Here is a 12529-nt window from a genome sequence, read left to right as displayed (position 1 = left end):
AAAGAAATTGAAGAAGCGAAAGAAGAAATAAAAGAGCCAATAAAAGAGGTTGAAGAAGCAAAAGAAGAAGTAAAAGAATCAACGAAAGAAATTGAAGAAGCGAAAGAAGAAATAAAAGAGCCAATAAAAGAGGTTGAAGAAGCAAAAGAAGAAGTAAAAGAATCAACGAAAGAAATTGAAGAGGCGAAAGAAGAAATAAAAGAGCCAATAAAAGAGGTTGAAGAAGCAAAAGAAGAAGTAAAAGAACCAACGAAAGAAATTGAAGAAGCGAAAGAAGAAGTAAAAGAGCCAACGAAAGAAGTTGAAGAGGTAAAAGAATCAGCAACAGGATTGGATCAAGAGCCAAAAGGGAATAATCAAGTTGTTGAAAAAGAGGGAAGAAAAGCAGATACTTTAAATAAACAACATGCTAATAAGCCAGAGGAAGGTAAGAAATCTTTACCATCAACAGGCGGTGAATCTAGCACATCGACTTTACTTTCTGGAATAACACTTGTTCTTTCCGCACTAAGTATGTTCGTATTTAGAAAGAGATTATTTAAGAAATAAATAACGTTTAATCTTATTATTATATATAATTAATTTTTACTTTTTTGAGAAAACATTATCATGGCAGTTTCATTAGAAACATGCATATGATGATGTCTTTTTGTATGAGAAATAGATTGAAAAACCCATTCGTATGAAAATAATATTTCATATGAATGGGTTTTATTAATTTACTTTTTTCCTCAGTCATCACGGATTCAGAATTAATTTGAGGTGCCAATTGTTACATAACTTTTTTTATTTTTTGAGATACTTCTTTCGTTTGCGAATTAACATCTTCTTTTCGCAGCTCTTTAAAGAGCGAAGTAACCATAAGAACGACTACGATAGAAAATGGTAGTGCTGCGATTATAGCTGCAATTTGTAGTGCATTTAATCCTCCAGCTTGTAATAAAAGAGCGGCAATGATTGCGATTGTTAATCCCCATATAAGTTTTAAACTATTTTTCGGTGATAAGCTTCCGTTACTCGTTTGCATGGAAACAACAAATGTTGCTGAATCAGCAGAAGTAACGAAAAATGTGGCTACTAAAATTAACCCGATAATCGTTAAAAATGTAGAGAATGGTAGATGTGAAATAACAGCAAATAATCCAATCTCTGTACCATTTTTTGCAATTTCATCAGCTATTCCAAGCGATTGGAACATTTCCATATGAATTGCGGTACCACCAAATACTGCAAACCAAAATGTACAGATAAGAGTTGGGACTAATACAACTCCAAAAATAAATTCTTTTATTGTACGCCCTTTAGAAATACGTGCGATAAATGTGCCGACGAATGGAGACCAAGAGATCCACCATCCCCAATAGAAAATAGTCCAGTTTTCAATCCAAGAAGAAGATTTTTCATTAAATGCTCCTAAATTTAATCCCATACTAGGCAAAGCTCCAATATAAGAACCGAGTGTAGATGTGAAATATTTCATAATAAATACAGTTGGTCCTAAAAGTAAGAAAGAGATGAGTAAAATACCTGCAAGAGAGAAATTCAAGTTACTCAAATATTTAATCCCACGATCTAAGCCAGTTTGTGCACTTGTTAAATATAAAACAGCGAAGATAGCTATAAGTACGAGCTGGGTAAGTAAAGTGTTATGAATGGAAGGGAATAAATAGCTTAATCCTCCAGCAATTTGTTGAGCACCAATCCCAACAGATGGTACAATGCCAAACACTGTGGCTAAAACAGCTAAAATATCAACTGTTTTTCCGATACGAGAATTTTTCGATCGATTAAATAATGGAGTAACTGTAGCCCCGATAGTGCTACCTTTTTGTTTGCGGAATGTGAAATATGCAATTGTTAAAGCGACCATTGCGTATAGTGACCACGGAAAGAGTCCCCAGTGGAAAAATGAATATTGCATAGCGAGTTTGGCGCTTTCTTCTGTACCTGCTTTTCCTGTTAATGGATCTGTAAAATGTGAAATCGGTTCAGCGATTCCATAAAAGAGGAGTCCAATTCCCATTCCTGCCCCAAACAACATGGATAGCCAAGATGGATAATTATATTTTGGCTTTTCTCCATCTTTACCAAGACGAATAGAACCGTACTTAGAAAATGCTAAATAAGCAGCCAAAATAATCATTGTAGTCATAAGTAGAGAGTAAAACCACCCAAATTTATTGAGGATAAATGAGTTTAAAGAAGATGTAACACTTTGTAAATCGTAGCCTTGTATCCAACTTGCTGGGGTAATTCCCCATATAATGAATAATGTTGTTAGCAAGAAGGAGATATAAAATACACTGTTTTCTTTTTTTATCATAGAATCCCACCCTTATTTAATAAAGTTAACAATTATAATAATCATAACAATTAAGTTTTTAATTGTCAAAAAATTCCCTTTTTATAACGTGAAAGGATGTAATTTGTTTTAGGGAGGTAAAGAGCAATGCGTTCACGATATGTACAAATTATAGGAAGAAATAATATGAAATATTGCATTTTATATTGTTACATCCAGATTTTATGTTAAATTCTTGAATGGAATATTAAAATAGGGGGCAAGGATATGAACAAGAAATCAAAGATTAATAAAGTGATGCTTAGCATTAGTACAATGGCTTTATCGTTAGGGGCACTTCAAACTCATGCAGCAGCGGACGAAAAAGTACCGTATAACGTGTTGAAAACGAAACCGGTTGGAATTGAAAAGCCGGTAGATGAAGTTGGACATATTTCAAAAGTTGATGGGAATTTATCATTTCAAGAACGTTTAAAAGTAGGAGATTTTTCACAGCGACCAGCATCTATTACGAAGAAAACTGCAGTAAAGCAAGTTAAAGAAAGCTATTCAATGGCTGATTTAAACAAAATGAATGATCAAGAATTAGTTGAAACGTTAGGTAGTATTAAGTGGCACCAAATTACAGACTTATTTCAGTTTAATGAAGATGCAAAGGCTTTTTATAAAGATAAAGGAAAAATGCAAGTCATTATAGATGAATTAGCTCATAGAGGTAGTACATTTACGAAAGATGATTCAAAAGGAATTCAAACGTTTACTGAAGTGTTGCGTTCAGCTTTTTATCTTGCATTTTATAATAGTGAATTAAGCGACTTAAATGAAAGAAGCTTCCAGGATAAATGTTTACCTGCTTTAAAAGCAATCGCAAAAAATCCAAACTTTAAGCTTGGTACAGTTGAACAAGATACAGTCGTATCTGCATACGGTAAATTAATTAGTAATGCTTCAAGCGATGTTGAAACGGTTCAATATGCATCGAATATTTTAAAGCAATACAATGATAATTATACTACTTATGTAAATGATCGAATGAAGGGACAAGCAATATACGATATTATGCAAGGTATTGACTATGATATACAGTCGTACTTAACTGAGGCTCGTAAAGAAGCGAATGAAACGATGTGGTATGGAAAAGTAGATGGGTTTATTAATGAAATAAATCGTATTGCTCTTCTAAATGAAGTAACGCCAGAAAATAAATGGCTCGTTAATAATGGCATTTATTTTGCTAGCCGTTTAGGGAAGTTTCATAGCAATCCAAATAAAGGATTAGAGGTTGTTACACAAGCCATGCATATGTACCCGCGCTTAAGTGAACCTTATTTTGTTGCGGTAGAACAAATTACAACAAATTATAATGGTAAAGATTATAGCGGGAATACAGTAGATTTAGAGAAAATACGTAAAGAAGGAAAAGAGCAATACTTACCAAAAACGTATACATTCGACGATGGATCAATTGTGTTCAAAACAGGAGATAAAGTATCAGAAGAAAAAATTAAGAGACTATATTGGGCTGCGAAGGAAGTAAAGGCACAGTATCACCGTGTAATTGGAAATGACAAAGCGTTAGAGCCAGGAAATGCGGATGATGTATTAACGATCGTAATTTATAATAGTCCAGATGAATATCAGTTAAATAGACAATTGTATGGATATGAAACAAACAACGGTGGAATTTATATTGAAGAGACAGGAACATTCTTTACATATGAGCGTACGCCAGAGCAAAGTATTTATAGTTTAGAAGAGTTATTCCGTCATGAATTTACTCATTATCTGCAAGGGAGATATGAAGTTCCTGGTTTATTTGGAAGAGGAGATATGTATCAAAATGAAAGGCTAACTTGGTTCCAAGAAGGAAATGCAGAGTTTTTCGCAGGATCTACTCGTACGAATAACGTTGTACCAAGAAAGAGTATAATTAGCGGATTATCATCTGATCCTGCAAGCCGTTATACAGCAGAGCGTACACTATTTGCTAAATACGGTTCTTGGGATTTCTATAATTACTCGTTCGCATTGCAGTCTTATTTATATACGCATCAGTTTGAAACATTTGATAAAATTCAAGATTTGATTCGTGCGAATGACGTGAAAAATTATGATGCATATCGTGAAAATCTAAGTAAAGATCCTAAGTTAAATAAAGAGTATCAAGAGTATATGCAGCAGTTAATTGATAATCAAGATACATACACTGTACCAGAAGTAGCTGATGATTATTTAGCTGAACATGCAACGAAGTCATTAGCAGCGGTGAAGAAAGAAATTAGTGATACGTTGCCTATGAAAGATACAAAAATGACAAAACATAATTCTCAATTCTTTAATACATTTACATTAGAAGGTACGTATACAGGTAGTGTCACAAAAGGTGAATCAGAAGATTGGAAAGAAATGAGTAAAAGAGTAAATGAATCTTTAGAACAATTGGCGCAAAAAGAATGGAGTGGCTACAAAACTGTTACAGCATACTTTGTCAATTATCGTGTGAATAGCTCAAATGAATTTGAATATGATGTAGTCTTCCATGGAATCGCAAAAGATGATGGAGAAAATAAAGCTCCAACGGTTAATATAAATGGCCCTTATAGTGGTCTTGTAAAAGAGGGAATTCAATTTAAAAGTGATGGCTCAAACGATGAAGATGGAAAAATTGCTTCTTATTTATGGGAATTTGGAGATGGAAGCACAAGTGCAGAAGTGAATCCAGTACATGTATATGAAAGAGAAGGTTCTTATAAAGTATCGTTAAGAGTAAAAGATGATAAGGGAAAAGAGAGCAGAAGCGAAACAACTGTTACGATTAAAGATGGAAGTTTAACAGAATCAGAACCAAATAATCGTCCAGAGGAAGCAAATCGTATCGGGCTAAATAGTACTATAAAAGGTAGTCTTATTGGCGGGGACCACACTGATGTTTATACATTTAATGTAGCATCAGCGAAAGATATCGACATTTCTGTTTTAAATGAGTATGGAATTGGGATGACATGGGTACTTCACCATGAATCAGATATGCAAAATTATGCGGCTTACGGTCAAGCTAATGGGAATCATATAGAAGCAAAATTTAATGCAAAACCAGGTAAGTATTACTTGTATGTATATAAATATGATAATGGCGATGGAACATACGAATTGTCAGTAAAATAAGTGCTTTTCCAATGTATGTTTAACTTTACTTTTTGTGGAAAATAGTATATTATATAGATATATAATATATCGGTTATTTTCTAGGAGGAGCCTGTCACAATAGGTTTCTCCTGTTCTTTTTTAGAGGCCTGTCTTACAGGCTTTTATTTAAAAGGTAAATAACTGAAAATTAAGAACAATAATCTTTGAAAGAGGTGGGGCATACACATAACAAAAAAGGGATTGTTTAAGAGAGGGGGATAAGAAATGGCTTTGTTTGGTTATCCACTTGAAACAATTTATTTATATGGATTTATTATTGCTACTATACTCACTGTTATTTATATCTTTTTTGGAGATATATTTGAATCGATATTTAGTTTTGGGGGCGGATCTGTATCCGTTGTTACTTTATTACTTAGTTTTTTCGCCATGTTATGTGGGCTTAGTTATATAGGAGAGTACTTATTCTCCTTTAATAGTATTACTATTTTCGGGGCTGCATTTGCTATATCTTTTATCGGTGTTTTCATCATGAAAATACTAATTTTAAAACCGATTGCAGAAGCAGAACAAAATACGATGCAACGTATGGATGAATTTATCGGTTGCAAAGGAGAAGTCATTACGACAATTCCTACAGAAGGATTTGGTGAAGTATTAATTTCATCCCAATTTGGAAGTAATGCAATCCCAGCTAAAACTGTTGGAAAAAAAGATATTTCGCAAGGAACAGAGGTTATTATCGAGGGAGTCCAAGATGGTGTTTTACTTGTACAAAACATCGCTTATTCTTTAAAGAAACCAAAATTATAAGGGGGAATTTACATGACGATTCCATTAATTATCGGTGGAGTTTTACTCGCAATTTTAATTCTACTCATTTTAGTATTTATTACGAAGTATCGTACGGTTGGTCCGGATGAAGCGTTAATTGTTACAGGGAACTGGCTTGGTGGAGGAAAGAATGTAGTTACCACTGATGATGGAAAGAAGATTAAGATTATTCGCGGGGGCGGTACTTTCGTAGTTCCAATTATGCAAAGAGCAGAGCTTTTAAGCTTATTAAACTATAAATTAGAAGTTGGTACACGTGATACGTATACGAAACAAGGTGTACCGATCACAGTAAACGGTGTTTCTATTATTAAAGTGGGATCAACAATTGAAGAAGTTTCCACAGCAGCTGAACAATATTTAGGAAAAGAAACAGAAGAGTTAAAAATAGAAGCAAAAGAAGTTTTAGAAGGGCATCTCCGTGCTATCTTATCTTCTATGACAGTAGAAGATGCGTATAGTAATAGAGAGCAATTTGCTCAAAAGGTACATGAAGTAGCTTCTACAGATTTAAAGAAGATGGGACTTCGCATTGTTTCTTTCACAATTAAAGAAATAATGGATAAAAACGGATATTTAGATGCGCTTGGTCAGCCGCAAATTGCGACCGTTAAGCGTGATGCAACAATTGCGAACGCAGAGCGTGAAAAAGAAGCACGTATTGAAAAAGCACGTGCTGAAAAAGAGGCAAAAGAAGCAGAATATCAACGTGATGCACAAATCGCTGAAGCTGAAAAACATAAAGAATTAAAAGTACAGTCCTATAAGAGGGAACAAGAACAAGCACGTGCAGACGCTGATCTTTCTTACGAATTACAACAAGCGAAAGCACAACAAGGTGTTACAGAAGAGCAAATGCGCGTTAAAATCATTGAGCGTGAAAAGCAAATCGAGTTAGAAGAAAAAGAGATTGCGCGTCGTGAAAAGCAATACGATGCAGAAGTTAAGAAAAAAGCAGATGCAGATCGCTATGCTGTTGAGCAATCAGCAGAAGCAGAAAAAGTAAAACAAATTAAAAAGGCAGATGCGGATCAATATAAGATTGAAGCTGAAGCGAGAGCTCGTGCGGAAGAAGTACGTGTGGAAGGTTTAGCGAAGGCGGAAATCGAAAAAGCGCAAGGTCAAGCGAAAGCGGAAGTACAAAAAGCACAAGGTACGGCGGAAGCAGATGTTATTAGATTAAAAGGTTTAGCAGAAGCAGAAGCGAAACAAAAAATCGCAGAAGCATTTGAATTATATGGTCAAGCGGCAATTATGGATATGGTTCTTAAAATGCTTCCAAGTTATGCGAAGGAACTTGCAAGTCCGCTTAGTAACATTGATAAAATCACAGTTGTCGATACAGGCGGCGGTGGTAAAAATAGCGGGGCCGGAAAAGTTGCGGGTTATGCGACTGATTTAATGGCAACGATGCAAGAAACGTTAAAAGCTTCTTCTGGCATTGACTTAAAAGAGCTATTAGAAGGATTTGCAGGAAAAGGAGCGGTACAACAATTATCAAGTGATAAACCTGTTGTATCTGTAGTAGAAGATGAGAAAAAAGAAGTAGAAAAAGATAAAGAATAGTAAGGTGGAAAGAACCTCTAGTAAGTGAAATACTAGAGGTTCTCCTATGAATTATAATATTTAGAATAATATACATTTTTATACATTGTTTTAATTATTTAATTTATATAGAATGAAAAAGATATGTATCAATTCTTTAGATGTATAAAAAGATAGAGAGTCTCATCGATACATTTAAATCGTATTATTTTTATAGAAAGATTAAATGTTAATTAATTACATTTAAAACGGTATGGAGGGGTAGAAGTATGTTTCAAGAGAAATTAAGGAGTAGTAGTTTAAAAACAAAGTTACTTGTATCATTTATTATTATTTTAATTCTTCCAAGTATTGTAATTGGTTGGACGTCTTATCAACAGGCGAAGACGAATTTTAATGAAACAATTTTAAACTCGGCGAAAGATAATATAAAAATTTTGGATAATGTAATTAATAAGGAATTGGATAGTAAAAAAATAGATGCAACTTATTTTACGAAATTATTTACACAATCAAGTTACCAAGCAGATCAAATTCAAAACATACAAAATAAACTAGAAGAATACAATAAACTGCATCCAGAAATGGAAGCAATCTATACAGGATCTAGTAATGGACAGTTCATTCAATCACCAGCTATTCAGATGCCAGATGGATATAATCCTACAGAAAGAGATTGGTATAAAGAGGCAGTGAAGAAAAGCGGAGAAGTAATTGTAACTGCTCCATATAAGTCAAAAACGACAGGGAATATTGTTATTACACTAGCAAAACAAAACGAGGATAAAAGTGGAGTTCTTGGGATTGACTTAATCATTAATGATATCGTTACTACTTCCAAGATGGTTAATATCGGTAAGGAAGGATATGTAGCGATATTTGATCAAGATAAAAATGTAGTAGCGCACCCGAAAATGAAGCCAGGAGAGAAATTAGAAGAGAAACTTAGTAAAGAATTGTATAAACAGGAAGCTGGGGATTTTCATTATTCATTAGATGGTGAAGATCGCAATATCACTTTTAAAACGAATAAGAAAACTGGATGGAAAATAGCAGGAATTATGCCTTCCAAAGAAATTATCGAAGCGGCTGAACCTATTTTCTATAAAACAATAACTGTTCTTGGAATTTCACTAATAATCGGTGGGATTGTAATTTACTTCATAATTGCGTCTATTATTAAACCGTTAAAACAACTTGTCATATCATCGAAGAAGATTAGTGAAGGTGATTTAACAGAATCAATTACAGTTCATTCTAAAGATGAAATTGGACAGCTAGGAGAAAGTTTTAACGAGATGGCTGCATCGTTACAAAGTGTCATTTCCAATATAAACACTTCAGCAAGTCATGTAGCGGCATCTTCAGAAGAATTAACAGCTAGTATGAAGCAGACAAGCGAAGCAACGGAACAAATTACACAGGCTATAGAGCAAGTATCAAGTGGTGCAGAAATACAAACGAAAGAAGTTGAAGAAGGAGCAACATTGTTAGAAGAAGTTACAGAAGGAATTCAGCGTGTTGCAGATAGTTCTTCATTAGTATCTACAGCCTCTATGTATACGAAGAAAAAAGCTGAAAATGGTGGGAAGTTAGTTGAACAAACTGTGAATCAAATGCAATTAATTCATGAGTCTGTTTCACAGTCAGACAAAATCATTGGTTTGTTAGACGATAAGTCGAAACAAATTGGAGCAATCCTTGAAGTAATTCAACATATTGCAGAACAGACAAATTTATTAGCGTTAAATGCGGCAATTGAGGCTGCGAGAGCTGGAGAGCAAGGTAGAGGATTTGCAATTGTAGCAGATGAAGTGCGAAAGCTAGCAGAACAATCAGGACAGTCTTCTACGGAAATTGGGAAACTAGTGAAAGAGATTCAATTTGATATAAAAGAAACAGTAAGCTCTATGAATCAAGTTGGAGCAGAAGTACAATCAGGACTTGTAGTTGCAAATGAAACGAAGCAAAGCTTTGTCGAAATATTGAAGTCTACAAATGATACAGTTGTACAAATTGATAGCATGGTAGATGTAGCAAAACAAATGACGGTAGATGCAAAACAAGTAAGTGCATCTATTAATGAAATTGCAGCTACGATTGAAGAAAATGCCGCAAGTGTTCAAAATATTGCTGGTTCCTCTGAGGAACAATTAGCTTCAGTAGATGAAATAAATGCAGCAGCAGTCCATTTATCACAAATGGCAGAAGAATTACAAGAGATGATTGGTAAGTTTAAAATATAATAATAAACTGTTAAGAAACGAAGTAGTACTTATGCTTCGTTTCTTTTTTTATGAAGATAAAAAAGAAAGAAATATATAGTAACCGTGTTATGATAATAAAAAACTGTATTTTCTTTAAATTCTATCTTTAATCATGTTAGGGGAATGGTTTTGAAATTTAAAAAATTAAAACTCCAACCGAGAATTACATTAACTATTAGTACACTTATTTTAGTTGTACTTATGCTAACGAGTTATTTATTTTATTACATATTATCTGAAACGGTAGAAGAGCAAATTGGTAAACGGGCTTTGCATGTTGCGAAAACAGTTGCCGCGATACCAGAAATTCAGGAAGCTTTTCAAAAAGAAAATCCAGCTTCTATTATTCAGCCAATCGCAGAAAAAATTCGAATTGATACAGAGGCTGACTTTATTGTAGTTGGAAACAAAGAGGGGATTCGTTATGCACATCCTGAGCGAGATAAAATAGGAGAAAAAATGGTTGGCGGAGATAATAAAGGCGTTTTATTAGAAGGGAAATCTTATGTTTCTAAAGCTAATGGATCATTAGGCCCTTCGTTGCGTGGGAAAGTCCCAGTCCGTAACCAGGAAAATGAAATTATTGGTGTGGTGTCTGTTGGGTTTTCAATGGCTGATATTCATGGAGCGGTAGAAGTGTATGGAAAGCGTGTATTTTGGATTACAATAATAGGTCTTTTAATTGGGATAATCGGCTCTATATATTTAGCGGCAAGTATAAAAAGAATGATGTTCGGGATGGAACCAGAAGAAATTTCATCTTTATATGAAGAGCATAGTACAGTGATTCAATCTGTACGTGAAGGGATTATTGTAATCGATAAAAATGGCATGATTAGTTTAGTCAATCAAGCAGCTTATGATATTCTTTCGCTAGATAAGCAACAAAATATTATTGGGGAATTTATTTTAAATGTAATTCCTAATTCAACGATACTAGATGTACTTCAAACTGGTGAAGAACAGTTTGATCGTCAATTAAATATAAAAGGACAGGCTGTTATTGCGAACCGTCTACCTATTAAAGTAAAGAATAAAGTAACTGGCGTTGTATCGAGCTTACGTTTGAAATCTGAAATGGATCAGTTAACAGCAGAATTATCTCAGACGAAGCAATATACAGAGGCATTACGAGCGCAAACGCACGAATATAACAATTTATTGTATACGCTTTCAGGTCTTATCCAATTAGAATCATACGAAGATGCTTTAGAGCTTATTCATAAGGAAACAGCGGTATATCAAGATTTTGTTCAATTTATTATGAAGCGGATTCAAAATCCATGGCTAGGTGGAATTTTAATTGGATTTTATAATAGAGCACGAGAGTTGAAGATTGATTTTATGCTAGATAGAGAAAGTGGTTTAGACAAATTAAGTCCACATATTGAGAGTAATTATGTCGTTTCTATTTTAGGGAATTTAATTACGAATGCATTTGAAGCAATTGAAAAAAATGAAGAGAATGATAAGAAAGTAAGGATGTTTGTAACTGATATTGGAGAAGAAATATTAATTGAAGTGGAAGATTCAGGGCAAGGGATTCATGATGAAATAATTACTAGCATATTCTATAAAGGCTTTTCGACGAAAGAAGGAGGAGAGCGAGGATATGGATTAGCAAAAGTGAAAGAGTTAGTAGAAGATTTAAATGGAAGTATTGCAATCGAAAAAGGGGATTTAGGTGGTGCGTTATTTATTATTGCACTACCGAAAGAGAGAGGCGAATAGTAATGGGTGAGGAGATTGAAGTATTAATTGTAGAAGATGATATTCGGATTGCAGACATTCATCGTCGTTTTACTGAAAAAATTGAGGGATTTAAAGTAATTGGAACGGCAACGACTGGAGAACAAGCGAAAGAATGGCTAGAGCTTGTGAAGCCACAGCTTGTTTTATTAGATGTGTACTTACCTGATATGCAAGGAACGGAACTTGTCACATATATTAGGCATCATTTGCACGATACAGATATTATTATGATTACAGCGGCATCGGAAACAGAAGTAGTAAGGCACGCGCTGCGAGGTGGAGTAACAGATTATATCGTAAAGCCACTAATGTTTGACCGATTTAAAGCAAGTCTGGAAGGCTATCAAAAAAAGATTATACAGTTAAAGAAAAACAATCAATTATCTACGGAGCAAATTGAATATTTATGGTCTCAAAGAGGCGTGAAGGGAGATCAAATAGAATATGCCCCGAAAGGGATAGATCCTTATACTTTAGCGAAAGTAAAAAAGCATATGTTAACAGTTAATGAAGAAGGGATTACAGCAGAAATGTTAAGCTCAATGATTGGAGTAAGCCGATCAACGGCAAGGCGCTATTTAGAGTATTTGATATCTAGGAAGAAAGTCCACGCAGAGCTAATATATGGAAGTGTTGGGAGACCGGAGAGACGTTATTTTCTTGTTTCTTCATAATAAAAACA

The 12529-nt window shown here is 34.3% G+C and carries 8 protein-coding genes; 7 read left to right on the top strand and 1 reads right to left on the bottom strand.

The window, feature by feature from the left end; translation table 11 throughout:
- Positions 1 to 549, top strand: a 549-nt coding sequence (locus tag H6481_RS11420; protein ID WP_182811686.1) for an LPXTG cell wall anchor domain-containing protein, incomplete at its 5' end; no start/stop codon positions are given.
- Positions 550 to 772: 223 nt separating this feature from the next.
- Here H6481_RS11420 and opuD read toward each other — a convergent pair.
- On the bottom strand, positions 773 to 2323 hold the full coding sequence (gene opuD, locus H6481_RS11415; protein WP_064531949.1) for a glycine betaine transporter OpuD: 1551 nt from the start codon (positions 2321 to 2323) through the stop codon (positions 773 to 775).
- A 246-nt stretch (positions 2324 to 2569) separates the two neighbouring features.
- Here opuD and colA point away from each other — a divergent pair, with 246 nt between their 5' ends.
- From colA to H6481_RS11385, 6 genes are all read left to right on the top strand, one after another.
- On the top strand, positions 2570 to 5467 hold the full coding sequence (gene colA, locus H6481_RS11410; RefSeq protein WP_182811683.1) for a collagenase ColA: 2898 nt from the start codon (positions 2570 to 2572) through the stop codon (positions 5465 to 5467).
- A gap of 246 nt (positions 5468 to 5713) precedes the next feature.
- Entirely contained in the window at positions 5714 to 6262 is a 549-nt protein-coding gene (locus H6481_RS11405; protein ID WP_001173146.1) for an NfeD family protein, read from the top strand.
- Positions 6263 to 6274: 12 nt separating this feature from the next.
- Entirely contained in the window at positions 6275 to 7849 is a 1575-nt protein-coding gene (locus tag H6481_RS11400; RefSeq protein WP_089170383.1) for a flotillin family protein, read from the top strand.
- Positions 7850 to 8097: 248 nt separating this feature from the next.
- Positions 8098 to 10074 carry a methyl-accepting chemotaxis protein gene (locus H6481_RS11395; RefSeq protein ID WP_023521013.1) on the top strand — a complete coding sequence of 659 codons (1977 nt, stop codon included), beginning with the start codon at positions 8098 to 8100 and terminating at the stop codon, positions 10072 to 10074.
- 144 nt (positions 10075 to 10218) lie between these two features.
- Entirely contained in the window at positions 10219 to 11826 is a 1608-nt protein-coding gene (locus H6481_RS11390) for a sensor histidine kinase (RefSeq protein WP_003269387.1), read from the top strand.
- 2 nt (positions 11827 to 11828) lie between these two features.
- Positions 11829 to 12521, top strand: coding sequence for a response regulator (locus tag H6481_RS11385; RefSeq protein WP_000503464.1), 693 nt, complete (start codon positions 11829 to 11831; stop codon positions 12519 to 12521).
- Positions 12522 to 12529 lie beyond the last annotated feature (8 nt).

Source organism: Bacillus sp. ME78, from assembly GCF_903970865.1.
Classification (GTDB): domain Bacteria; phylum Bacillota; class Bacilli; order Bacillales; family Bacillaceae_G; genus Bacillus_A; species Bacillus_A cereus.
The sequence above is the reverse complement of the archived record's forward strand: the minus strand, read 5'-3'. Positions and strand labels throughout refer to the sequence as shown.

Bases quoted from the DNA above. Each gene is read 5' to 3' on its own strand.
- opuD (WP_064531949.1), bottom strand. From the start codon at position 2,323: ATGATAAAAAAAGAAAACAGTGTATTTTATATCTCCTTCTTGCTAACA.
- colA (WP_182811683.1), top strand. From the start codon at position 2,570: ATGAACAAGAAATCAAAGATTAATAAAGTGATGCTTAGCATTAGTACA.
- H6481_RS11405 (WP_001173146.1), top strand. From the start codon at position 5,714: ATGGCTTTGTTTGGTTATCCACTTGAAACAATTTATTTATATGGATTT.
- H6481_RS11400 (WP_089170383.1), top strand. From the start codon at position 6,275: ATGACGATTCCATTAATTATCGGTGGAGTTTTACTCGCAATTTTAATT.
- H6481_RS11395 (WP_023521013.1), top strand. From the start codon at position 8,098: ATGTTTCAAGAGAAATTAAGGAGTAGTAGTTTAAAAACAAAGTTACTT.
- H6481_RS11390 (WP_003269387.1), top strand. From the start codon at position 10,219: ATGGTTTTGAAATTTAAAAAATTAAAACTCCAACCGAGAATTACATTA.
- H6481_RS11385 (WP_000503464.1), top strand. From the start codon at position 11,829: ATGGGTGAGGAGATTGAAGTATTAATTGTAGAAGATGATATTCGGATT.